Genomic DNA, 24,046 nt, shown 5'->3' with positions numbered 1-24,046 from the left:
AAACGGGTTAGACTGCGCCTCGTCAATATCTTTTATTTGTCCTCCGACCGGAGGCGTTCATTATCTTGCGTGACCATTCCCATATCCCGCTGGAAGACAGCGATGTCTGTGCACATTGCGGCCAGCCGCTGCCCGGACGGAACGTGGTCGTCTATGGAGAAAAGGGTCCGAACCGCACGGGTATCGCGGTCACGATCGGCCTGCACCTGCTGCTCGTGGCCATCTACCTGCTGCAGCCCAAGACCGAGCATCATGCCCCGCCGAAGTCCGGCGAAGCCGTCGTCTGGCTGCCGCCGGTGAAGCCGAACAAGCCCGCCGCCAAGCCGGCCGAGCAGGCGCCGAAGAAAACCGCCGAGGCGGCACCGCCGAAGTTCACGCCGCGGCAGATCCCGATGCCGCGCCTGCCGAACACGATCACCGTGCCGGACGTCAAGCCGGTCGAGGAAAAACCGGCGCCACAGCCGCCGAAGGAAGAGGCCAAGGCGCCGCCGCAGGAAGTCGACATGCAGGCCTACATCGAGGCCCAGCGCAAGCGCCGCGGCGCCCCGGCGCAGACGGACCAGGCCGAGGAAAGCGAAGCCGCGCGCGGCACGCGCAACGCGCTCGCCAACATCGCCGCCATCAACGGCCGCGGCGGCCAGGATCCGAACGAGACGGGCGGTGTGTTCAGCGTCTCGAACAAGACGTTCAGCAGGGCGGACCTGAAATTCCGCGGCTGGAACCCGAACTTCAAGCGCCGCTGGCTGACGGCCGTGACGGTCGAGCGCGGCAGCGATCCGGATATCGAGACCGCGATCGTCAAGAAGATGATCGAGCTGATCCGCAAGGAAAAGACCGGCGACTTCGAGTGGGATTCGCACCGCCTGAACCGCGTCGTGACCCTGTCGGCGCGGCCGCAGGATACGGACGAACTGATGGCCTTCCTGTACAAGGAAATGTTCCCGGAATACAAACCGCCACGATAGTTCGTAGTGGAAATCCGAGAGACTTCAGCGATTTCCTTATTGCTACACTGAGCCCTGGACTGTCCACGGGGGTGGCATGAGCAATGCGTTGGTGAGCCTGGCGTGCCTGGTCGGCATGTGCGGGCCGGGTTCGACGAGTTTCGATCAATTGCCGTTGGATCAGGCCATTGCCTACAAATTCGGCAACGGCAGCCGGACCGTGGCGATCTTTTCCGACGTCGATTGCGCGCCCTGCCGCACGATGCACCGGGAAATCGAAAAACTGGACGACACGACCGTGTACGTCTTCGTCTACCCGCTGCTGTCCGGCGGGCAGAACCAGGCGTTGCTGGAGCATATCTGGTGCGCGCCCGACCGGCGCGATGCCCTCGATCGCGCGATGACGGGACAAACCGTGGCGGACGCATCCTGCGATGCGCCGGTCAGGAAGAACCTCGGTACCGGACTGGCGCTGGGCATCAAGTCCGTGCCCGCCATGATCGCGCCCAACGGGAAGATCAAGTACGGCGGACAGACGAGCGAGGAGCTGGCGCGCTGGATCGCCGCGAACCAGAAAGCCCGCTGATTTACGCCGCAGCCTTCAGGCGCCGCGCCACGTCCATCGCGAAATAGGTGAGCACCCCATCCGCGCCGGCGCGCTTGAACGACATCATCGTCTCCATGATGACCTTGTCCGGATCGAGCCAGCCGTTCTGGAACGCGGCCTGCAGCATCGCGTACTCGCCGCTGACCTGGTAGGCGAAGGTCGGCACCTTGAACTCGTCCTTCACGCGGCGCACGACGTCCAGGTACGGCATGCCCGGCTTGACCATCACCATGTCCGCGCCTTCCGCGATGTCCAGCGCCACTTCGCGCAGGGCTTCGTCGCTGTTGGCCGGGTCCATCTGGTACGTGTTCTTGTCGGCCTTGCCCAGGTTGGCGGCCGAGCCCACGGCTTCGCGGAACGGGCCGTAGTAGCCGGACGCGTACTTGGCCGAATAGGCCATGATGCGCGTGTGGATCAGTTCCTTTTCTTCCAGCGCCATGCGGATCGCGCCGATGCGGCCGTCCATCATGTCCGACGGGGCGACGACGTCGACGCCGGCCTCGGCCTGGGCCAGCGCCTGGCGCGTCAGCATCGCGATCGTCTTTTCGTTGACGATGTAGCCGTTCTCGTCCGGCAGGCCATCCTGTCCATGGGTCGTGTACGGGTCGAGCGCGACGTCCGTCATGATGCCCAGCTGCGGGAAGTGGCGCTTCAGTTCGCGCACGGCGCGCGGCACGAGGCCGTCCGGGTTCGTCGCTTCGACGCCGTCATAGGTCTTGAGCGACGCCTCGATGACGGGGAACAGCGCGAGCACGGGGATGCCCAGCGCGACCGCTTCCTCGGCCACCTTCAGCAGCAGGTCGACCGACAGGCGCTCCACGCCCGGCATCGACGCGACCTGCTGGCGCTGGTTCTGGCCGTCGAGGATGAACACGGGATAGATCAGGTCGGAGGCGGTGACGACGTTCTCGCGCATCAGGGCGCGCGAGAACGGGTCGCGGCGCATGCGGCGCATGCGCACGGCGGGGTATTGCGAAGGCGTGATGATCGGCATGTCGGTTCCTGAGTCAGTTGTCAGTATCGGCCGGAGGCGTGTCTTCTTCCAGGCCGAGCAGTTCGATGATCTTGTCGTTGGCTTCCTCGATGCCGATGCGCTTCAGGGCCGAGAACAGCTGGACGGTGAACGGAAAGCCGTTGCCTTCCTCGTCGACATAGCTGTCCAGCACTTGTTGCGCCTGGCGCAAGGCGTTGACGGATTCGTTGCGGTTGAGCTTGTCGACCTTTGTGAGGATGCAGTGGATCGGCTTGCCCGTCGGGGCGAACCATTCCAGCATCTGGATGTCGAGGTCGGTGAACGGGCGGCGCGAATCCATGATCAGGACGAGCGCGGCCAGTTGTTCGCGCCGCTGCACGTAGTCGCCCAGGAGCCTTTGCCAGTGCAGCTTGGCATCGCCCGACACTTCCGCGTAGCCGTAGCCCGGCAGGTCGACGAGCAGGCCTTCGATTTCCTCGACCTTGGTCGGATCCTTGCGGTGCATGGCGACGTGCGCCCCGCCGATCGAGAAGAAATTGATATGCTGCGTGCGGCCGGGCGTCTTGGACGCGAAGGCGAGACCCTTCTGGTTTGTCAGGATATTAATCGCCGTCGATTTGCCCGCATTGGACCGGCCGGCGAAGGCGATTTCCGGCACCTGGGTCTTGGGAAGATCCCGCAACTGGTTGACGGTCGTGAAGAAGCGGGCTTGCCAGAGTTTGGACATGAGGGAAGTGGAGCGAAAAAGACAACGAAGGTGAGGGCAGGAAACTAAGGCTATTGTACAATAGGGAGTTACCTGCCGCCGGCGAGCCTGAAGGCTGCACTGTCGGCGCGTGGGGGCACGAGCATGACCGCTGCACTGCAACTGCAAGTTTATCTTTGACTTTTTCAGGGTGCTTGAATGAATCGTGTGTTCCAACCGGCCGCTTGCGCGGCGATCGTGAAGTCCTTGCTGGCCAGTTTCCTCATCGTGGGCAGCGCTCTTGCAGCGGACGCGGCCCACGCGCCCCCGGCCGCCGCCAAGGCCGATCCGGCCAAGGGCGGTTCCCTCTACGACACCGGCGACAATGCCCGCGGCCTGCCGGCCTGCGCGTCGTGCCACGGCGCCGGCGGCAATTCGACCATCAACACGAACCCCAGGCTGGCCGGCCAGGTCGGCGCTTACCTGCACAAGCAACTCGTCGACTTCACGACGCCGGCCCGCAACCAGCCCGTGATGACGACGTACGCCAAGATGCTGAGCGAGGACGAAAAGAAGAATATTGCCGCCTACCTCGCCACGCAGCAGCCCAAACAGGGCGCCGCGCGCAACAAGGACATGCTCGAACTGGGCCGCAAGATCTATCGTGGCGGCATCGCAGACCGCGGCGTGGCCGCCTGCGCGAGCTGCCACGGCGCCACCGGTTCCGGCATCCCGGCCCAGTATCCGCGCGTGGCGGGCCAGTACCAGGATTACACCGTCGCCCAGCTGCAGGCGTTCAAAGCGGGTACGCGCAGCAACAGCCCGCAGATGGCGACCTTGGCCAAGCGGTTGTCGGACGAAGAAATGAAGGCAGTGGCGGACTATATCGCCGGCTTGAAGTGATACCCGGTACAAGCCGGTCAGAGTAAATAGAGCCGAATAATCGGCCTACAATAAAAACAGGAAACAACAGGGAAGGGCGACCGCGCAAGCGGGGCGCCCTTTTGTTGTATCCTCAATGAATGTTGTATCTAGAGTGAAAGTCGATGAGTACCACCGGAATTGAACTGAAGACGCGCCGGCGCGGCGTGGCGGAAGCAGTCGAATTGCTGTCCTCGATGCGTTTCGCAATCACCCTGCTGGTCATGATTGCGATCGCCGCCATCATCGGTACCATCATGCAGCAGGACAAGGCAATGTCGGACTACGTGAACCAGTTCGGTCCGTTCTGGTTTGAGGTGTTCCGCAAGCTCAGCCTGTACACCGTCTATTCAGCTTGGTGGTTCCTGCTGATCCTCGCGTTCCTGATCGTGTCCACGAGCCTGTGCATCGCGCGCAACGCGCCCAAGTTCATCCGCGACATGCGGAGCTGGCGCGATTCCGTGCGCGAAGAATCGCTGCGCAATTTCCACCACCGGGGCGAATGGACGGCGCCGCTGGACATGGTCCCGCTCGCACAGCAGACGGCGTCCCGTCTCGTCGACGCCGGCTACAAGACAAAGATGGTCGACAAGGCGGGCGGCGTGCTCGTCGCTGCGAAAAAGGGCGCCGGCAACAAGTTCGGCTACATCTTCGCGCACACGGCCATCATCGTGATCCTGCTGGGCGGCCTGCTCGATTCGAACTTGCCTATCCGCTTCCAGCAATGGTTCATGGGCAAGACGCCGTATGCCGGCACGGGCCTCATCTCCGCCATCCCGGCGCAGCACCGCCTGGGCCTCGGCAACCCGACCTTCCGCGGCAACACGATGATTCCCGAAGGCCAGGCCAGCGACACCGCGCTGCTCCAGCAGGCCGACGGCGTGCTCGTGCAGGATCTGCCGTTCACCATCGAGCTGCGCAAATTCATCATCGACTTTTACTCGACGGGCATGCCGAAGCTGTTCGCCAGCGAAGTCGTGATCCGCGACCACGAGACGGGCAAGACCTTCCCTGCCACCATCAAGGTCAACCAGCCGCTGATCTACCGCGGCATCGCCGTCTACCAGTCCAGCTTCGAGGATGGCGGCAGCAAGCTCAAGCTGACGGGCTGGCCCATGACGGGCACGGGCAATAAATCGTTCGCCTTCGAGGGCGAAGTCGGCAATGCGACCGAGCTGAAGCAGGGCGCCGATGTTTACTCGGTCGAGTGGTCGGGGTTCCGTCCGTTCAACGTCGAGAACACGAGCCAGAACAACGATGCGCGTGCCGTCACCAAAGGCAAGAGCCTCGAGGAACAGTTCGCCCAGACCTTGTCCCAGCACTCGGGCTCGGCCGCGAAGAACGTGGGCAACAAGGACCTGAAAAACGTCGGCCCCAGCGTGCAATACAAGCTGCGCGACAAGACCGGACAGGCGCGCGAATACCTGAACTACATGCAGCCCGTCACGCTGGAAGGCCATGAAGTATTCCTGGCCGGCGTGCGCAGCAATCCGTCCGACCAGTTCAGTTTCCTGCGCATCCCCGCCGACGACGACCACGGCCTGGGCGAGTGGATGCGCCTGCGTGCCGCGCTCGCGGACCCGTCGCTCCGTGAAGAAGCGGCCCGCCGCTATGCCGCGCGCGCGCTGCCGCCGGGCGACGCGAGCGGGGCGTTGTCGGCGCAGTTGCAGGAATCGGCCGCCAAGACGCTCGCCATCTTCGCGGGCGACGGCAACCAGGGCGGCTATCTGGCCGTCTCAAAATTCCTCGAGCGCATCCCCGCCGCGGAACAGGAAAAGGCGGCCACCGTGTTCATGAAGATGCTCAACGGCGCCATGTGGGAGCTGTGGCAGGCCGCGCGTGCGCGCGACGGCATGGCACCCGCCACGCCGACCGAGGCCCACGGCCGCTTCCTGCAGCAGGCGACGAACGCATTGTCCGACAGCTTTTTCTACGGCGCCCCCGTGTTCCTCGCGCTGGACGATTTCAAGGAAGTGAAGGCGTCCGTGCTGCAGGTGACGCGCTCGCCCGGCAAGAAAGTGGTCTACGTGGGCTGCCTGTTGCTGGTGCTGGGCATCTTCTCGATGTTCTATATCCGCGAGCGCCGCGTCTGGGTCTGGGTGAAACCGGCGCCGGACGGCGGCGCGCACGCGCTGATGGCGATGAGCACGCAGCGCAAGACGCTCGATTTCGAGCGCGAATTCGAAGACTTGAAGACCAAATTGCCGCAATCGGCGTAAGCTAGCAGAGCAAGGAAACAGGAGACACCCATGGACATTTCATCCGCATCGCAAGCGCAGGGCGCGGCGTACACCCGCCCGCCGGGCTTCTTCAAGCGCCTCACGGCCATCGACTGGCTGTTCGGCGCCGGCCTCCTGGCCGCCGCGCTCTACGCTTTGAGCCGCTTCGGCGCCTACATGGACATCTACGAGCAGGCGATTCTTATCCTGGCCGCGCCGGTGTTCGCCTTCGTCGGCTGGACCTTCAAGCCGGTACGCTGGCTGATGCCGCTCGTCGCGCTGCTGGCGCTGTGGGCGGTGCAGCTGTACGGCGGCTCGCTCGATGCGGCCAACCAGAAATTCTTCCTGAAATACATGCTGTCGAGCCAGTCCGCGATCCTGTGGATGAGTGCGCTGTTCGTGTTCTCGACCGTGTTCTACTGGCTCGGTCTGCTCACGCGTTCGCCGTTCGGCGGCAGCGTCGGCTCCAAGCTGTGCTGGGCCGCAGTCGTGCTCGGCTTCACGGGCATGATGGTGCGCTGGTACGAGTCCTACCTGATCGGCACGGACGTCGGCCACATCCCCGTGTCGAACCTGTACGAAGTGTTCATCCTGTTCTCGATGATCACGGCGACGTTCTACCTGTACTACGAACAGCGTTACCAGACGCGCCAGCTGGGCCCGTTCGTGCTGCTCGTGATCTCGGCCGCCGTCGGCTTCCTGCTGTGGTACACGGTCGCGCGCGACGCCGCCGAGATCCAGCCGCTCGTGCCCGCGCTGCAGAGCTGGTGGATGAAGATCCACGTGCCGGCGAACTTCATCGGCTACGGCACGTTCGCGCTGGCCGCGATGGTCGGATCGGCCTATCTGCTGAAGTCGCACGGTATCCTGGCCGACCGCCTGCCGGCGCTGGAAGTGCTGGACGACGTGATGTACAAGGCGATCTCCGTCGGCTTCGCGTTCTTCACCGTTGCCACCATCCTGGGCGCCCTGTGGGCGGCCGAGGCGTGGGGCGGCTACTGGTCGTGGGACCCGAAGGAAACGTGGGCGCTGATCGTCTGGCTGAACTACGCGGCCTGGCTGCACATGCGTTTGATGTCCGGCCTGCGCGGCCGCGCGGCGGCGTGGTGGGCGCTGATCGGCCTCGTCGTGACGACGTTCGCCTTCCTGGGCGTGAACATGTTCCTGTCGGGGCTGCACTCGTACGGCAAGCTGTAATGTGTTCGATTATGTCGGTGGGCGGCAATTGGTAACAAATCGCCGCCCGGACGACCCTGCGGCGGCAGATGGTGTAACGTTGATATGTCGCGAGAAACATTACATACAGCCGGAGCCGCCATGTTGATCAGAAAAAATCCGAACGGCATCGATTTGCCGTTCCCGTCCGAAATCACGCCGCGCGAGGTCTATGAAGGCCGGCGCGCCTTCCTCGCCAAGGTCGCGGCGTCGGCCGTCGTCGGCTCGTCGCTGTGGGAAATGGCCACGCGCGAAGCCTTCGCCCAGGGCACGGTGCAAAAGCTGCCGGCCACGCGCAACCCGGCGTTCTCGACGAACGAGAAGCAGACCTCGTTCGACGACGCGACCCACTACAACAACTTCTACGAATTCGGCACGGACAAGGCCGATCCGGCCGCGAACGCGCACACTTTGAAGACGCGCCCGTGGACCGTGCAGATCGAAGGCGAAGTCAAGAAACCGCAGACGATCGACCTCGACCGCCTGGTAAAACTGGCGCCGCTGGAAGAGCGGATCTACCGCCTGCGCTGCGTCGAGGGCTGGTCGATGGTGATTCCGTGGGTCGGCTATTCGCTGTCGAGCCTGATCCGCCAGGTCGAACCGACGAGCAACGCGAAATACATCGAATTCACGAGCCTGGCCGACCGCAGCCAGATGCCGGGCGTTAAAAGCCGCGTGCTCGAATGGCCGTACGTGGAAGGCTTGCGCATGGACGAAGCCATGCATCCGCTGACGCTCCTCACCGTTGGCATGTACGGCCAGGTGCTGCCGAACCAGAACGGCGCGCCCGTGCGCATCGTCGTGCCGTGGAAATACGGCTTCAAGTCGGCGAAATCCATCGTCAAGATCCGCTTCCTGCGCGAGCAGCCGCGTACGGCGTGGAACGGCATCGCGCCCGACGAATACGGCTTTTATTCGAACGTGAACCCGAACGTCGACCACCCTCGCTGGTCGCAGGCGACGGAGCGCCGCATCGGCGAGGGCGGCCTGTTCACACCCAAGCGCAAGACGCTGCTGTTCAACGGCTATAACGAGGTCGCCTCGCTGTACACGGGCATGGATCTCAAGAAGTTGTATTGAGCGGGGGCTGAGATGGCTTTCAACCCGACGCCGACCCAGTTCAAGGCCCTGAAGGCCGTCCTGTTCATGCTGGCGCTGCTGCCGTTCCTGCGCATGGCGTGGCTGACGGCGGCCGGGGTGCCCGTCGATCCGGTCGAATTCCTCACGCACGGCAGCGGCGACTGGGCCCTGTACCTGCTGTGCGCGACGCTCGCCGTCACGCCGCTGCGCCGCCTGACGGGCTGGAACTGGCTCGTTCGACTGCGGCGCATGGTCGGGCTGTTTACCTTCTTCTACGCCTTCATGCACTTCATGACGTTCCTGTGGTTCGACCATTTCTTCGACGTGGCCGCCATGTGGAAGGATGTGCTGAAGCGCCCGTTCATCACGGTGGGCTTTGCCGCCTTCGTGCTGCTGATCCCGCTCGCGGCGACGAGCACGAACGGGATGATCAAGCGCCTCGGCCGCAACTGGGCCCGGCTGCACAAGGTGATCTACGCGATCGCGCCGCTGGCGATCCTGCACTACTGGTGGATGAAGGCGGGCAAGCACAACTTCGAGCAGCCCATCGTGTGGGGCAGCATCGTCGGCGTGCTCCTGCTGTTGCGCGTCTGGTGGAGCCTCAGCCGTCCGCGCACCGAAAAACGTGTCACCACGGCTTCCGTGCGATCATGACGACATGAAGTGGCCCCTTGCGCTGGTGATCGTCGTGGTACTGGCCCTCGTGCTCGTTTTTGGCATGGGGCGGCCGCGCTATGGCCTGCTCGAACGCTGTCTCGACCTGGGCGGTCGCTGGAACGAGCAGGCTGCCGCGTGTGCGGCGCAGATGTGGCCGGATGACCGGTCAAGAAGACGCGAGTGAGTGATTGATGCCGGGGGCATCAATCCCGAAGCCCGGGGCATCAATCAAACCTCGTCACGGTTACGTGACGATGCTTTCTAACGCGAACAGGTCCGCCGGGTTTTCACGCTTGCGGATCACATGCGCCTGGTCCCCGTCGACGAGCACCTCGGCCGCGCGGCCGCGCGTGTTGTAGTTCGATGCCATCGTGAAGCCGTAGGCACCGGCCGCCATCATGGCCAGCACGTCGCCCGGCTCGACGGCCAGCGCGCGGTCGCGGGCGAGCCAGTCGCCCGATTCGCACACGGGGCCGACGAGGTCATAGGTCACCGCATCGCCGGCGCGCTGCACGACCGGCTTGACGTCCATCCAGGCCTGGTACAGCGTGGGACGGGCCATGTCGTTCATGGCGGCATCGACGACGCAGAAATTCTTTTCCTCGCCCGGCTTCAGGAATTCCACCGACATCAGCAGCACGCCCGTGTTGCCGACGATCGAGCGGCCCGGCTCGAAGATCACCTTGATCGGTTGGCCGCCGTGCTTTTCCGCGCGCCACGCGTCCACGCGCGCGAACACGCGCTCGACGTAGTGCGCGATCGGCACCGGCGAGTCCTCGCCCGTGCCGTAGTCGATGCCCAGGCCGCCGCCCACGTCCAGGTGGTGGATGTGGATGCCTTCGCCCGCGAGCGTGTCGATCAGTTCGATCAGCTTGTCCAGCGCTTCCAGCAGCGGCGCGTCGTCCAGCAGCTGCGAGCCGATGTGGCAGTCGATGCCGACGACGTCCAGGTGCGGCAGCTTCGCCGCGGTGCGGTAGGTGTCCAGCGCGTCCGAGAACGCGACGCCGAACTTGCTGGCCTTCAGGCCGGTGGCGATGTACGGGTGGGTTTTCGGGTCGACGTTCGGGTTCACGCGCAGCGAGATGGGCGCGCGCTTGCCCATGCGGCCCGCGACCTCGTTGATGCGGTGCAGCTCGGGAATCGACTCGACGTTGAAGCACAGGATGCCTTTCTCCAGCGCCAGCGCGATCTCCGCCGCGGTCTTGCCGACGCCCGAGAAGATCACCTTGCCCGGGTCGCCGCCGGCCGCGATCACGCGCAGCAGCTCGCCGCCCGACACGATGTCGAAGCCTGCGCCTTCCCGGGCCAGCAGGTCGAGGATGGCCAGGTTGGAGTTCGCCTTCATCGCATAGCAGACCAGCGCGTCGCGGCCCGCGCACGGGCGCGCGTAGCCGGCGAAGTTTTCCAGCAGCTGGGCTTTCGAGTAGACGTAGGTCGGGGTGCCGTGTTCGGTGGCAATTTGGGACAGGGGAACGCGTTCGGCGTGCAGGACGCCGTCTTGGTAGGTGAAGTGCGACATGGATGTGCTTACTGTTGGCTGGCCGGCGAAGGCTGGTTCGGGGCTTGCGTATTGTTGGCGTTGGAGTCGCCGACGGGCATCGTCACGCCGGCAGCGGGGGCCGGCGGCGTGAGCTGGGTCGCCGCGGCGGGCGTATTCGTCGTGCCGGCCGGTGCCGCGCTGGTGTTCGCGGCAGGGGTACGGGTGGGCGGCTTGGGCATGTAGAGCGGACCGGTCTGGCCGCAGGCCGACAGCGCCATCAGGGTCGCCAGGCTTGTCAGGAGCGCAAATGGGGACTTCACGATTAGAATCACGGTTTGATTAGCAGACCTTGGAGTGTAGCATGACCGAATCCGAATTCTTGGCCCTGGCCGAGTCCACCCTGAACGACATCGAGCAGGCGTTCGACCGCCTGTTCGAGCAGGATATCGTCGACGTCGAGTGCAAGCGCAGCGGCAACGTGCTCGAGATCGAGTTCGTCGACAACGGCTCGAAGATCATCGTCAACAGCCAGGCGCCGTTGCAGGAAATGTGGATCGCGGCCCGCGCCGGCGGCTTCCACTACAAGCGCGTGGGCGACGAGTGGCGCAATACGCGCGACGACACGGAGTTCTTCACGTCGCTGTCGGATTTCGCCACCCAGCAGGGCGGCGCGCCGGTCAAGCTGAAGTAAGGCGGGCGGCGGCGCCCTTCGTCAGAACAACTCGTTGCGCACGGCGTCGCGCGACTTCTGCTCGGCCGCCGGGGCCACCGGCCCCACGTCGAGTGACTGCACGCCCGTGCCCGGCGGATTCTCGGCGTAATAGAACTCGTCGCCGTACTGCACGAGGCCCGGCGGCACCGGACGATCGAGCACCGGTTCGGACTTGAGCGCCTTCTGCATGAAGCCGATCCAGATCGGCAGCGCCAGGCCACCGCCCGTTTCCTTGTTGCCCAGGTTGCGCGGCTGGTCGTAGCCGATCCACGCGATGCCGACCAGGTGCGGCTGGTAGCCCGCGAACCAGGCGTCGATCGAATCGTTCGTCGTCCCCGTCTTGCCGGCGATGTCCGTGCGCTTCAGCACCTGCGACGCCTTGGCGGCCGTGCCGTAGCGGGCCACGTCCTTCAGCATGCTGTCCATCAGCCACGCGTTGCGCTCGTCGATGACGCGGTTGGCGTCGACGCCGGCGCGGTCCGGACGCGCTTCCGACAGCACCTTGCCGTCCGCATCCGTCACCTTCGAGATGATGTAGGGGCTGATGCGGTAGCCGCCGTTGGCGAACACGGAATAGGCGCCGGCCATCTGCAGCGGCGTCGTCGCACCGGCGCCCAGCGCGAGCGTCAGGTACGGCGGGTTCTTGTCCGGATCGAAGCCGAAGCGCGTCGCGTATTCCTGGCCGTAGCGGGCGCCGATCTTGTTCAGGATGCGGATCGAGATCATGTTCTTCGACTTGGTCAGGCCGCGCCGCATCGTCATCGGGCCTTCGTACTTGTTGTCGTAGTTTTTCGGTTCCCACGCCTGGCCGCCCGTCGCACCCGCGTCGAACGAGATCGGCGCGTCGTTGATCAGGGTGGCGGGCGAGAAGCCGCGCTCCAGCGACGCCGAATAGATGAACGGCTTGAACGACGATCCCGGCTGGCGCCACGCCTGCGTCACGTGATTGAACTTGCTGCGGTTGAAGTCGAAGCCGCCCACCAGCGCGCGGATCGCGCCGTCGTCCGGGGTCACCGCGATGAAGGCGGATTCCACTTCCGGCAGCTGCGTGATGTTCCACGACGAGCCGCCGTCCTGCGTCACGCGGATGACGGCGCCGCGGCGCACGCGCCGGGTCTCGGCCGCCTTCGGCGACAGCCAGTCCCTGGCGAACGCCAGGCCGGCGCCCGTGATGGTGATCTCTTCGCCCGACGCCAGCACGGCCTTCACCTGCGTGGGCGACGCCTGCAGCACGATGGCGGCGACGATGTCGTCCGAATCCGGATGCTCGGCCAGTTCCGCCTCGATGGCTTCGTCGGCTTCGCCCTTGGCGGACGGGATCTCGATGTATTTTTCCGGGCCGCGATACGGGTGGCGGCGCTCGTAATCCATCACGCCGCGGCGCAGCGCGAGGTAGGCGGCGTCCTGGTCGGCCTTGGTGATCGTCGTGAACACGTTCAGGCCGCGCGTATAGGTGTCTTCCTTGAACTGTTCGTACACGAGCTGGCGCGCCATCTCGGCCACGTATTCGGCATGCACGCCGAACGCCGTGCTGTCCGTCTTGATCTTGAGTTCCTCGTTCTTCGCCTGTTCGTACTGGGCGTCGGTGATGTAGCGCAGGTCGTGCATGCGCTGCAGGATGTACTGCTGGCGCATGCGCGCGCGCTTCGGATTGACGACCGGGTTGTACGCGGACGGCGCCTTGGGCAGGCCGGCCAGCATCGCCGCTTCCGCGACCGAGATGTCTTTCAGATCCTTGCCGAAGTAGATCTGCGCGGCCGACGAGAAGCCGAACGCGCGCTGGCCCAGGTAGATCTGGTTCATGTAGACCTCGAGGATCTGGTCCTTGGTGAGGTTCTTCTCGATCTTGTACGCCAGGAGCGCCTCGTACGCCTTGCGCTTGAGGGTCTGCTCGGACGACAGGAAGAAGTTGCGGGCCACCTGCTGGGTGATGGTCGACGCGCCCTGGCGCGCGCCGCCGGTCGCGTTGTGCACGGCCGCGCGCAGGATGCCCCAGTAGTCCACGCCGCCGTGTTCATAGAAACGGTCGTCCTCGATGGACAGCACGGCCTTCTTCATCACGTCCGGGATGTCCTTGAAGTGGACGAGGGTGCGGCGCTCCTCGCCGAACTCGCCGATCAGGACGTTATCGGCCGTGAAGATCCGCAACGGCATCTTGGGCCGGTAGTCGGTCAGGGTGTCGAGGGCGGGCAGGTTCGGGTAGGCCATCGCCAGCGCGAACACGACCACCAGCACCCCGCAGACGGCCAAACCGGCCAGGGCGGCGAGGATGGTCAGGAGGATGCGCTTGGGTGTGTGCTTCGGCGTAGGAGACTGCGGGGCGGGGCTGCCCCCGTGTTGGGATGCTTTCATGCGTAATGTCGGTCGCTTTATTGATCCATTTCATTATAAGTCACGCTTGTATCTGAGGCACGGCTAGACAAGTGAACAATAGGTGTGAAAAGAGCGGCAAGATTGATTGATATCAGAGCGAAAACAGTGTCGTTTTCCCGCTGCGCGCTATTATGTTCCCGTGTAGAAATTTCTTGTCCTCATACATCAGTATTGCTACGATTCAATACGGTGCCTGATATATGTGCACTTTATTTCTACCATTTCAATCGTTCCCCAAGCGGGCGTTCAAAGAAGCAGCAGAGAGGGAGTGCGCTCGTGATCAGTCTAGGTTCCTTGTTCGGACAGAAGAGCCCGCCGTTGGTCGGGCTCGATATCAGTACGTCCGGCGTGCGCCTGGTCGAGTTGTCGGACAGCGGCAAGGGTGAGTTGCGGCTGGAGCGCCATGCGGCGGAACCGCTGCCGCGCGGTGCCGTCGTCGACGGCAACATCGAGAACATCGAGGCGGTGTCGGACGCGGTGCGCCGCGTCGTACAGAAGAGCGGCACCCGCATCAAGCACGTGGCGCTCGGCATGCCGCCGGCCGCCGTCATCACCAAGAAGATCATCCTGCCGGCCGGCTTGCCGGAAGACCAGCTCGAAGTGCAGGTCGAGTCCGAGGCCAGCCAGTACATTCCGTTCGCGCTGGACGAGGTCAGCCTCGACTTCGACGTGATCGGCCCGGTCGCCAATTCGGTGGAGGACATGGAAGTCATGCTGGCCGCCGCGCGCCGCGAAAAGGTCGAGGACCGCGTCGCCATCGCCGAGGCGGCCGGCCTCACGGCCACCGTGATGGACATCGAATCGTACGCCGCCCGCGCCGCGCTGCAGCGCCTCCTCGACAACGACAAGGGCCCGAAGGACCGCATCGTCGCGCTGTTCCAGATCGGCGCCAACGCCACCCACGTCTCTGTGCTGCAGAACGGCGAGACCGTCTACGAGCGCGAGCAGCCGTTCGGGGGCGTGCAGCTCACGCAGGACATCGTGCGCGCCTATGGCCTCTCGTTCGAGGATGCGGAAACGCGCAAGAAATCGGGCGACCTGCCGGACAACTATCGCGCCGACCTGCTGGCGCCCTGGCTGGAAAACGCCGCGCTGGAAGTCACGCGCGCGATCCAGTTCTTCTACACGTCGACGCCGTACACGCGCATCGACCAGATCGTCCTGGCCGGCGGCAGCACCCAGTTGCCCGGCCTGCCCGACATCATCGCGGGCCGCACGCGCATTGCAACAAGCGTCGTGGCGCCGTTCTTCGGCATGCAGCTGGGCCCCGCCGTGCGCGAGCAGCAGCTGCGCACGGACGCCCCCGGCTATCTCGTCGCCTGCGGCCTGGCACTGCGGAGGTTCGGCTGATGATCCGCATTAACCTGCTCCCGCACCGGGAAGCGAAGCGCAAGCAGAAACAGACCGCGTTCGTCGCGCTGATGGCGCTGGGTGGCCTGGCCGGCGTCGCGCTCGTGCTGCTCGTGGGCGCGTACAACGCGAGCCGCATCGCGACGCAGAACGAACGCAACCTGGTGCTCAAGAACGCCAACGCGGAACTGGACAAGAAGATCAGCAAGATCGCCAGCCTGAAGGCCGAGATCGAGGCGCTGAAGGCGCGCCAGCAGGCCGTCGAAGACTTGCAGGGCGACCGCAACCAGCCCGTGTACCTGCTCGACGAACTGGTGCGCCAGACGCCGGAAGGCGTGTACCTGAAGAGCTTCAAGCAGGATGGCCAGCGCGTGCTGCTGAATGGCTACGCGCAGTCGCAGGAGCGCGTGGCGGAGCTGCTGCGCAACCTGTCCGGCAGTTCGCCGTGGCTGGAGCGCCCGGACCTGACCGAGGTGCGCGCGGTCCCGCTCGCGCAGAGCAAGACCGGTCGCAAGGTCGTCGAATTCACGTTGAACGTCGCCATCAAGCGCGCCCGTGTGGATGAAGACGATGCCAAGCCGTCGACGACCAAACCAGGCGGCACCAAGTCATGAACATCGATCTGAAACAGTCTTTCGCCGACCTGGCATCCCAGTTCGAGGGCCTGCAGGGACGCCATCCCGGCCTGTGGCCGCTGGCGCCGCGCTTGTTGTGCGCGGCCGGCGTGATGGCGGCCGTCCTCGGCCTCGGCTACTTCTTTTACTGGAGTGGCCAGTTCGAGGAACAGGACGTCCTGGCCGCGCAGGAACTCAAGCTGCGCGACGACTACAAGGCCAAGATGGCGCAGGCGATCAACCTGGACGCGCTGGAAGCCCAGCAGCAGCAGGTGAACCGCTACGTCGAACGTCTCGAGAAGCAGTTGCCGAGCAAGGCCGAGATGGCCGCGCTGCTGTCCGACATCAACCAGGCCGGTATCGGCCGCGGCCTGCAGTTCGAACTGTTCAAGCCGGGCCAGGTCGTCGTCAAGGATTACTACGCCGAGCTGCCGATCGACATCAAGGTCACGGGCCACTACCACGACATCGGCGAATTCGCGGCCGACATGGCCAAGATGCCCCGCATCGTCACCCTGAACAACCTGGCGCTCACCGCCGGCAAGGACGGCACGCTGTCGCTGGACGCCATCGCCAAGACCTTCCGCTACCTCGACCAGGAAGAACTGGACGCGCAGGCCAAGGCCCGCAAGGCGAAGAAGAACGCCAAGAAGGAGAAGGCATGAGCGCGCGCATCGCGATCGGCGCCCTGATGGCGACCACACTGCTGGCCGGCTGCGGCGATTCCGACGTGCGCGAGGTGCGCGACTGGATGGAGCAGGTCAAGCGCGACACGCGGCCCGCCGTGAAGCCACTGCCCGAGCCCAAGGATTTTCTGCCTTACGCGTATGGCGCGAAGGATGCCGTCGACCCGTTCGAACCGAGCAAGCTGCTGGGCGAACTGGCCCGCGCCGCCGCGACCTCGAACAACCCCAACCAGCCCGACCTGCAGCGCCCGCGCGAACTGCTGGAGACCTTCCCGCTCGACACCATGCAAATGGTCGGCATGATGGAGAAGGGCGGCACGCGCTACGCGCTGCTGCAGGTCGAACGCTCGCTGCACCAGGTGAAAGCCGGCCAGCGCATCGGCCAGAACTTCGGCGTCGTGACGCACGTGAGCGAGGACGCCGTCGACATCCGCGAAGTGGTGCAGGACGCGGCCGGCGAATGGACGCAACGCGTGACGAAGCTGGAGCTGCAAACCAAGGAGAACCGTAAATGACCCGATTCCTTTCCGCCGCAGGCGGCATGCTGCTGGCACTGGCCACGGTCTGCGCCTGGGCCCAGGACAACGCGATCGAGTCGATCAGCGCCAACCAGCAGGGCGGCGACGTCGTCATCCGCGTGGGCATGAAGGCGCCGCCGAAGCAGCTGCCGATTGGCTTTTCGATCACCAGTCCGGCCCGCATCGCGCTCGATTTCGGCGCCACCGCCAACGCCACCGGCAAGACTGTCCAGGACATCAACCTGGGCGACGTGCGCGGCGTGAACGTCGTGCAGGCGGGCGAACGCACGCGCCTCGTGCTGAACCTCAAGCGCGTGCTGGGCTACGCCGCCGTCATCGACGGCAAGGACGTCGTCGTCACCGTCGAAGGCTCGGGCGCGCCCGCGCGTGCCGCCGACGCGTCCGGCCAGCCGGTCCGCGCGGCGACCGTCGCACCGGCCAGCGTGCCGCTGCTGCGCGACCTCGATTTCCGCCGCGGCACCAATGGCGAAGGCCGCATCGTCGTCGACCTGCCGAACGGCCAGGTCGCCGTCGACGTGCGCCAGGTCGGCCCCCAGATCCTCGTCGATTTCCTCAAGACCGGCGTGCCGCCCACCCTGCGCCGCCGCCTGGACGTGACCGACTTCGGCACGCCCGTGTCGCGCATCACGACGACGCCGCACGGCGAGAACACGCACATGGTCGTCGAGGCCCACGGCAACTGGGAGCAGACCGTCTACCAGAGCGACACCCAGCTCGTCATCGACGTCAAGCCCGTCAAGGAAGATCCGAACCGGCCGGCCGGCGGCGCAGGCGGCGCGAGCTACCGCGGCGAGAAGCTGTCGTTCAACTTCCAGAACGTCGAGGTGCGCCAGGCATTGCAGGCGATCGCCGACATCTCGGGCCTGAACATCATCACGAGCGACTCCGTCACCGGCAACCTCACGCTGCGCCTGAAGGACGTGCCGTGGGACCAGGCGCTGGACGTCGTCCTGCAGGCCAAGGGCCTCGACATGCGCAAGAACGGCAACGTGTTGTGGATCGCGCCGAAGGAAGAACTGCTGACCAAGGAAAAACTGGAGCTCGAGCAGAAGGCCCAGATCTCCGACCTGGAACCGCTGCGCTCCGAGATCTTCCAGCTGAACTACCAGAAGGCGGACGCGTTCCGCACCGTGTTCGGCCTGGATGCGGGCGGCGGCGGCAGCAGTGACGGCGGCGGCAAGAACCGCGTGCTGTCCAAGCGCGGCAGCGCCATCATCGACCCGCGCACGAACCAGTTGTTCGTGACCGACATCGCGTCGAAGATCGAGGACATCCGCAAGCTGATCCAGAAGACCGACATCGCGACCAAGCAGGTGCTCGTCGAAGCGCGCCTCGTGGAAGCGAACGACGGCTTCTCGCGCAACCTCGGCGCCAAGCTCGGTTTCGCCGACCTGCGCAACCTGCGCGGCGGCGACTCGGGCTACCAGGTCAGCGGCAACCAGCGCGTGGCCATCGGCGGCAACATGACGGGCGTGGGCCAGATCACGGGCCAGACACCGGACAAGGGCGACGGCTACACCAACAGCACCCTCGTGAACCTGCCGGCGTCCGGCATCAACGGCACGAACGCGCCGTCGATCGCGTTCTCGCTGTTCTCGTCGGCCGCGAACCGCTTCCTCAACCTGGAGCTGTCCGCGCTGGAAGCGGACGGCAAGGGCAAGATCATCTCCAGCCCGCGTGTGGTCACCGAGGACAACGTCCCGGCCATCATCGAGCAGGGTGTCGAGCTGCCGTACCAGCAGGCCACGAGCAGCGGCGCCACGTCGGTCACGTTCAAGAAGGCGAACCTGAAGCTGGAAGTCACGCCGCAGATCACGCCGGACGGCAACGTCGTGCTGGACGTGGACGTGGCCAAGGATTCGAAGGGCGAGTCGACCGCGTCGGGCTTCGCCATCAACACGCAGCACGTGAAGACCAAGGTGATGGTCGAGAACGGCGGCACGGTGGTCCTGGGCGGCATCTACCAGATGACCGAGACCCGCAGCGACAACAAGGTGCCGCTGATCGGCGACATCCCGGTCGTGGGCAACCTGTTCAAGTCGACGTCGCGCGAGCACAGCAAGACCGAGCTGCTCGTCTTCATCACGCCGAAGATCGTGGCCGAGCGCCTGCAGAACGGGCATTGACAGAGTAAATAACAAGACAACAAGAAGCAAAGACATGAACCACTTCAAGAATGAATCCGCGGCGCGCCATGGCGTGCGCGTAGCCGGCCTGCTGATGGCCATGGTGCTGACCGCGTGCGGCGGCGGCGGCGGCAATCCGGGCGCGACGACGGGATCGACCGGTTCCGGCGGCAGCGGCACCGGCACCGGCGGTACGACGACGCCCGCGGCGCCGACCGTCTCCGTGGGCTTCACGAACGCGGCCGGCGCGTCGAGCAATGCGCTGACCGGCGCCACGCCGCTGACCGTCAAGGCGACCGTGCTGGACGCGAACAAGAAACCCGTACCGAACGCGATCGTCACCTTCGCCACCGACAACGCGCTGGCCGTGTTCTCGCCGACGGCGGGCACCGCGCTTACCGACGTCAACGGCGTCGCCATGGTCAGCATGCGCGCCGCGAGCCTGGCCGCGGGCGGTGCGGGCACCGTGACCGCCACGTCGGACGTGGCCGGCACGACCGCGAGCGGCACGGCGAACTATTCCGTCGGCGCCACCACGCTGACCTTCGGCACGCTGTCCGCCAGCCCGGCCAATATTCAGGCGTACGGGTCGACCGTGCTGTCGGTCGACGTGCTGAACGGCACCAGCAAGTACACCGAACAGCAGGTCAACGTGAGCTTCAGCTCGGCCTGCGTCACGGCCGGCAAGGCGACGCTGGCCGCGACCGTGCCGACCAATAACGGCACCGTGCAGACGGTCTACCGCGACAAGGGCTGCGCCAACAACGACACCATCACCGTGTCCGCCGCCGGCGTCTCCCGGTCGGCATCGGCCACGCTGACGATCGCGCCGCCGGCCGCCGCGTCGGTGCAGTTCGTGGGCGCGACGCCGACCACCCAGTCGATCGTCGTGCGCGGCAACGGCGGCAACGGCCGCACCGAGACCGCGATCCTGACGTACAAGGTCGTCGACATCTTCGGCAACCCGCTGGCCGGCCAGCGCGTGGATTTCACGCCCGTTCCCGCGGGCGCCGACGTCGTCATCAACAAGGCGAGCGACACGACCGACGCCACCGGCAGCGTGGTCACGACGGTCAACTCGGGCGCGACGCCGATGTCGTTCCGTGTCCAGGCCACGCTGAAGGGCACCGGCACCAACGGCGGTCCGGACATCTCGACCCTGTCCGATTCGATCGTCGTGACGACCGGCCTGCCGGCGCAGCGCGCGTTCTCGCTGAGCTCGGGCTCGTTCAACGTCGAGGGCTGGAGCGTGGACAACCCGGCCGCCACGACCGTGCAGGTGATGGTGGCCGATGCCTTCGGCAATCCGGTCCCGGACGGCACGCCGGTCGTGTTCCAGACGAACATGGGCGCCATCGGCTCGTCCGACAAGGGCGGCTGCAACACCGTCAACGGCGTGTGCTCGGTGGCGTTCCGCACCCAGGCGCCGCGCGTGGCGATCCCGGGCACGCCGCACACGCCGTGCAACGCCGTCACGCCGGACGCGACGCGCCCCGGCCTGGCCACGATCTGCGCCAGCTCGACGGACGGCACCAATACGGTCTACGCCCGCACCGCGATCTTCATGAGCGGCAGCGCCGTCAAATCCGTCTACATGGACGGCAGCGCCACGCCGCTCGCGGGCGGCACGGTCGACCTGGGCACGCTCCCGTCCAGCGCGACCAAGAGCTTCCGGCTGCAGTTCAACGACGTGAACAACAACCCGATGCCGGCCAATTCCACGGTCGCGATCACGAGCATGCTGAACGGCACCGCCGCGCCGGTCGTTCCCGCCACGGTGCCGAACGTCGCGCCGCACACGAACAGTGCCGTCGACGATCCGACCGGCCTGACGGTGGGCAGCATCGCGCAGGGCTACACGCACCTGTTCAGCGTCGGCAGCACGAACCCGACCAATTGCACGGGTCCGTCCACGGCCACCTTCAACGTCACGGTCACGACGCCCGCTGGCTCCGTAACCAGTATTCCGTTTAAACTGTCGTTCACCTGCCCATAAGTTTTCTTAAGGGATGCCCGATTGCAACAAAGCGGCCAGGGATTACCTGGCCGTTTTTATTTGAACGCGTACACGTGTCTGACTGTAAGAACAACAACATCTTCCTCGTCGGCCTGATGGGGGCCGGCAAGACCACCATCGGCCGCCTGCTGGCGCGGCGCCTGGACATGACCTTCATCGATTCCGACCATGAGATCGAAGCGCGTACGGGCGCCACGATTCCATGGATCTTCGAGATCGAGGGCGAGGCCAGCTTCCGCCGCCGCGAAGCCGACGTGATCCGCGAACTCACCGCGCAGAACGGCATCGTGCTGGCGACCGGTGGCGGCGCCGTGCTGAACGCGACCAGCCGCGCGCTGCTGGCGGAGCGGGGCACCGTGATCTACCTGCGCGCGAGCGTCTCCAGCATCCTGGCGCGCACGGCGCACGACAAGAACCGCCCGCTGCTGCAGACGGCCGACCCGCGCAAGAAGCTGGAAGACCTGACCGCGCAGCGCGAGCCGCTGTACCGCGAGATCGCCGACATGGTCATCGACACGGGCCGACCTAACGTACAATCGATGGTTCAGACAATCCTGGACCAGCTCGAGGCGGACAACGCCGCACGCGAGCTGGCCAACGCAAAGACGACAATGAACGAACAGGCATGCATCTCTCTTAACGTCGAGCTGGGCGACCGCAGCTATCCGATCGCGATCGGCCGCGGCCTGCTGGACGATACTTCCCTTTTGAACCGCCACATCGGCGGCAGCGGCAAGGTGGCCATCGTCACCAACACGACGGTCGCGCCGCTGTACCTGGACAAGGTTGCCGCCCCGCTGCGCGCGGCCGGGCGCGAGGTCGTGCCCATCATCCTGCGCGACGGCGAAGAGTTCAAGAACTGGGAGAGCCTGAACGAGGTGTTCGACGCGCTGCTGGCGAATAAATGCGACCGCAAGACGACGCTCGTGGCGCTGGGCGGCGGCGTGATCGGCGACATGACCGGTTTCGCGGCCGCGACCTACATGCGCGGCGTGCCGTTCGTGCAGATCCCGACCACCTTGCTGGCGCAGGTCGATTCCTCCGTGGGCGGCAAGACGGGCATCAACCACCCGCTGGGCAAGAACATGATCGGCGCGTTCTACCAGCCGCGCGCCGTGATCGCGGACACCGCCACGCTCGACACGCTGCCGGACCGCGAACTGTCGGCCGGCCTCGCGGAAGTCATCAAGCACGGCGCCATCCTCGACGCCGGTTTCTTCGACTGGATCGAGGCGAACATCGAGAAACTGGTGGCACGCGACCACGCGGCCCTCGCGCACGCGATCGCGCGCTCGTGCGAGATCAAGGCGGACGTCGTCGCCCGCGACGAGCGCGAAGGCGGCCTGCGCGCGGTGCTGAACTTCGGCCACACGTTCGGCCACGCCATCGAAGCGGGCCTGGGCTATGGCGCCTGGCTGCACGGCGAAGCCGTCGGCTGCGGCATGGTGATGGCGGCCGACCTGTCGCGCCGTTTGAACCTCATCGACGACGCCGCGGTCGACCGCGTGCGCGCGCTGGTGAAGGCGGCCGGGCTGCCGGTCGTCGCGCCGGACCTGGGCAACGAGCGCTGGATCGAGCTGATGGAAGTCGACAAGAAGAACGAGGGCGGCGCCATCAAGTTCATCCTCCTGAAACCGCTGGGCAGCCCGAGCATCACCAATGCCCCGCGCGAGTTGTTGGACGCTACGCTGGAGACCTGTACGAAATGATCGACTTCGACGCCCACCTGGCTCCTTACGCGGCGCAGTCGTCGAAGAGCCGTGGGCGTCGCCATCCGGAACCGTCGCCGGGCTCGCGCAGCGAATTCCAGCGCGACCGCGACCGCATCATCCACTCGACCGCGTTCCGCCGGCTCGAATACAAGACCCAGGTCTTCCTCAATCACGAGGGAGATTTATTCCGCACCCGCCTCACGCACTCGATCGAAGTCGCGCAGATCGCGCGCACCCTGGCGCGCAGCCTGCGCCTGAACGAAGACCTCGTCGAAGCGACCGCGCTCGCGCACGACCTCGGCCACACGCCATTCGGCCACGTCGGCCAGGACGTGCTGAACGACTGCATGAAGGACTACGGCGGCTTCGAGCACAACCTGCAAAGCCTGCGCGTCGTCGACCATCTCGAAGAACACTACGGCGCTTTCGACGGCCTGAACCTCACGTTCGAGACCCGCGAAGGCATCCTGAAACACTGCTCGCTGACGAATGCGCGCCAGCTGGGAGAACTCGGCCAGCGCTTCATCGACAGGACGCAACCGAGCCTGGAAGCGCAGCTGACGAACCTGGCCGACGAAATCGCGTACAACAACCACGACATCGACGACGGCCTGCGTTCGGGCCTGCTCACGATGAAGCAGATGGAAGAGGTGGACCTGTTCGCCCGCCTGCACCGCGAAGTGGTCCAGCAATACCCCGGCCTGCAGGGACGGCGCGAGCTGTACGAGACGATCCGCCTGATGATCACGGCGATGACGGCCGACCTGGCTGCGACGTCGGCCGAGCTGCTGGCCGACGCGGCGCCGCAAAGCATCGAGGACGTGCGCGCCGGTCCGCCTCTGATCCGCTTCTCGCAGAAGATGCGCGAGGAGACGACGGCGCTGAAGCGCTTCCTGCACGCGAATCTGTACCGTCACTACCAGGTGAACCGCATGCGCGTGAAGGCGAGCCGCATCGTGCACGAGCTGTTCGACGCCTTCATGACCGATCCCGTGCTGCTGCCGCCGGATTACCAGGTGGACTCCGGCGACACGATGAAGCAGGCCCGCAAGATTGCGGATTACATTGCGGGGATGACGGACCGGTACGCCATCAAGGAACACCGGCGCATCTATTCGCTCGATACGTTCTGATTC

The 24,046-nt window shown here is 65.3% G+C and carries 22 protein-coding genes; 17 read left to right on the top strand and 5 right to left on the bottom strand.

The window, feature by feature from the left end:
• The first annotated feature begins 65 nt into the window (after positions 1-65).
• Both P0M04_RS06970 and P0M04_RS06965 read left to right on the top strand, forming a co-directional pair.
• Positions 66-965 (top strand): cell envelope integrity TolA family protein, encoded by a 900-nt coding sequence (locus tag P0M04_RS06970; protein ID WP_259448215.1) that lies wholly within the window; start codon positions 66-68, stop codon positions 963-965.
• Between the two features lie 76 nt (positions 966-1,041).
• Entirely contained in the window at positions 1,042-1,530 is a 489-nt protein-coding gene (locus P0M04_RS06965) for a DsbC family protein (protein WP_259448214.1), read from the top strand.
• A gap of 1 nt (position 1,531) precedes the next feature.
• Here P0M04_RS06965 and hemB read toward each other — a convergent pair whose 3' ends face one another.
• Positions 1,532-2,545, bottom strand: coding sequence for a porphobilinogen synthase (hemB, locus tag P0M04_RS06960; RefSeq protein WP_259448213.1), 1,014 nt, complete (start codon positions 2,543-2,545; stop codon positions 1,532-1,534).
• 13 nt (positions 2,546-2,558) lie between these two features.
• Positions 2,559-3,251: a ribosome biogenesis GTP-binding protein YihA/YsxC gene (gene yihA, locus P0M04_RS06955; protein WP_259448212.1), complete on the bottom strand. Its 693-nt coding sequence runs from the start codon at positions 3,249-3,251 to the stop codon at positions 2,559-2,561.
• A 177-nt stretch (positions 3,252-3,428) separates the two neighbouring features.
• Here yihA and P0M04_RS06950 point away from each other — a divergent pair, with 177 nt between their 5' ends.
• The 6 genes from P0M04_RS06950 to P0M04_RS06925 all read left to right on the top strand — a co-directional run bounded on the left by P0M04_RS06950 (position 3,429) and on the right by P0M04_RS06925 (position 9,485).
• Positions 3,429-4,112, top strand: coding sequence for a c-type cytochrome (locus tag P0M04_RS06950; protein WP_259448211.1), 684 nt, complete (start codon positions 3,429-3,431; stop codon positions 4,110-4,112).
• A gap of 143 nt (positions 4,113-4,255) precedes the next feature.
• Entirely contained in the window at positions 4,256-6,349 is a 2,094-nt protein-coding gene (locus P0M04_RS06945; RefSeq protein WP_259448210.1) for a cytochrome c biogenesis protein ResB, read from the top strand.
• 30 nt (positions 6,350-6,379) lie between these two features.
• A complete protein-coding gene (gene ccsB, locus P0M04_RS06940; RefSeq protein WP_259448209.1) occupies positions 6,380-7,546 on the top strand; it encodes a c-type cytochrome biogenesis protein CcsB in 1,167 nt (388 codons plus the stop codon).
• 120 nt (positions 7,547-7,666) lie between these two features.
• Entirely contained in the window at positions 7,667-8,644 is a 978-nt protein-coding gene (msrP, locus tag P0M04_RS06935) for a protein-methionine-sulfoxide reductase catalytic subunit MsrP (protein ID WP_259448208.1), read from the top strand.
• A 12-nt stretch (positions 8,645-8,656) separates the two neighbouring features.
• Positions 8,657-9,298 carry a protein-methionine-sulfoxide reductase heme-binding subunit MsrQ gene (gene msrQ / locus P0M04_RS06930; protein WP_259448207.1) on the top strand — a complete coding sequence of 214 codons (642 nt, stop codon included), beginning with the start codon at positions 8,657-8,659 and terminating at the stop codon, positions 9,296-9,298.
• A gap of 4 nt (positions 9,299-9,302) precedes the next feature.
• Positions 9,303-9,485 (top strand): hypothetical protein, encoded by a 183-nt coding sequence (locus tag P0M04_RS06925; protein WP_105378875.1) that lies wholly within the window; start codon positions 9,303-9,305, stop codon positions 9,483-9,485.
• A gap of 60 nt (positions 9,486-9,545) precedes the next feature.
• On the opposite strand, the gene lysA is transcribed toward P0M04_RS06925, so the two are convergent.
• The gene (lysA, locus tag P0M04_RS06920) at positions 9,546-10,820 is read right to left on the bottom strand and encodes a diaminopimelate decarboxylase (protein WP_259448206.1); all 1,275 of its coding nucleotides are present in this window, start codon (positions 10,818-10,820) and stop codon (positions 9,546-9,548) included.
• Between the two features lie 8 nt (positions 10,821-10,828).
• Positions 10,829-11,101 carry an LPS translocon maturation chaperone LptM gene (gene lptM, locus P0M04_RS06915; protein WP_259448205.1) on the bottom strand — a complete coding sequence of 91 codons (273 nt, stop codon included), beginning with the start codon at positions 11,099-11,101 and terminating at the stop codon, positions 10,829-10,831.
• A gap of 41 nt (positions 11,102-11,142) precedes the next feature.
• Here lptM and cyaY point away from each other — a divergent pair, with 41 nt between their 5' ends.
• Positions 11,143-11,472: an iron donor protein CyaY gene (cyaY, locus tag P0M04_RS06910; protein ID WP_259448204.1), complete on the top strand. Its 330-nt coding sequence runs from the start codon at positions 11,143-11,145 to the stop codon at positions 11,470-11,472.
• Positions 11,473-11,493: 21 nt separating this feature from the next.
• Here cyaY and P0M04_RS06905 read toward each other — a convergent pair whose 3' ends face one another.
• A complete protein-coding gene (locus P0M04_RS06905) occupies positions 11,494-13,845 on the bottom strand; it encodes a penicillin-binding protein 1A (protein WP_259448203.1) in 2,352 nt (783 codons plus the stop codon).
• A gap of 297 nt (positions 13,846-14,142) precedes the next feature.
• On the opposite strand from P0M04_RS06905, the gene P0M04_RS06900 reads away from it, so the two are divergent.
• The 8 genes from P0M04_RS06900 to P0M04_RS06865 all read left to right on the top strand — a co-directional run bounded on the left by P0M04_RS06900 (position 14,143) and on the right by P0M04_RS06865 (position 24,043).
• Positions 14,143-15,216 carry a pilus assembly protein PilM gene (locus tag P0M04_RS06900; protein WP_259448202.1) on the top strand — a complete coding sequence of 358 codons (1,074 nt, stop codon included), beginning with the start codon at positions 14,143-14,145 and terminating at the stop codon, positions 15,214-15,216.
• A complete protein-coding gene (locus tag P0M04_RS06895) occupies positions 15,216-15,830 on the top strand; it encodes a PilN domain-containing protein (protein WP_259448201.1) in 615 nt (204 codons plus the stop codon). Before P0M04_RS06900 ends, P0M04_RS06895 begins: the two co-directional genes overlap by 1 nt.
• Complete coding sequence (locus P0M04_RS06890) at positions 15,827-16,495, top strand: type IV pilus inner membrane component PilO (protein WP_259448200.1); 669 nt, start codon at positions 15,827-15,829, stop codon at positions 16,493-16,495. Before P0M04_RS06895 ends, P0M04_RS06890 begins: the two co-directional genes overlap by 4 nt.
• Positions 16,492-17,031 carry a pilus assembly protein PilP gene (locus P0M04_RS06885; protein WP_259448199.1) on the top strand — a complete coding sequence of 180 codons (540 nt, stop codon included), beginning with the start codon at positions 16,492-16,494 and terminating at the stop codon, positions 17,029-17,031. The genes P0M04_RS06890 and P0M04_RS06885 overlap by 4 nt, the downstream gene beginning before the upstream one ends.
• The gene (locus P0M04_RS06880; protein ID WP_259448198.1) at positions 17,028-19,181 is read left to right on the top strand and encodes a type IV pilus secretin PilQ; all 2,154 of its coding nucleotides are present in this window, start codon (positions 17,028-17,030) and stop codon (positions 19,179-19,181) included. The genes P0M04_RS06885 and P0M04_RS06880 overlap by 4 nt, the downstream gene beginning before the upstream one ends.
• 34 nt (positions 19,182-19,215) lie before the next feature.
• Positions 19,216-21,177: an Ig-like domain-containing protein gene (locus P0M04_RS06875; protein ID WP_259448197.1), complete on the top strand. Its 1,962-nt coding sequence runs from the start codon at positions 19,216-19,218 to the stop codon at positions 21,175-21,177.
• Positions 21,178-21,293: 116 nt separating this feature from the next.
• Entirely contained in the window at positions 21,294-22,907 is a 1,614-nt protein-coding gene (gene aroKB / locus P0M04_RS06870; protein WP_281042449.1) for a bifunctional shikimate kinase/3-dehydroquinate synthase AroKB, read from the top strand.
• Complete coding sequence (locus tag P0M04_RS06865; RefSeq protein WP_259448195.1) at positions 22,904-24,043, top strand: deoxyguanosinetriphosphate triphosphohydrolase; 1,140 nt, start codon at positions 22,904-22,906, stop codon at positions 24,041-24,043. Before aroKB ends, P0M04_RS06865 begins: the two co-directional genes overlap by 4 nt.
• The last annotated feature ends 3 nt before the right edge of the window (positions 24,044-24,046 follow it).

This window comes from Telluria mixta (assembly GCF_029223865.1).
Lineage (GTDB): Bacteria > Pseudomonadota > Gammaproteobacteria > Burkholderiales > Burkholderiaceae_D > Telluria > Telluria mixta.
This window is presented reverse-complemented; position numbering and strand designations above follow the sequence as displayed.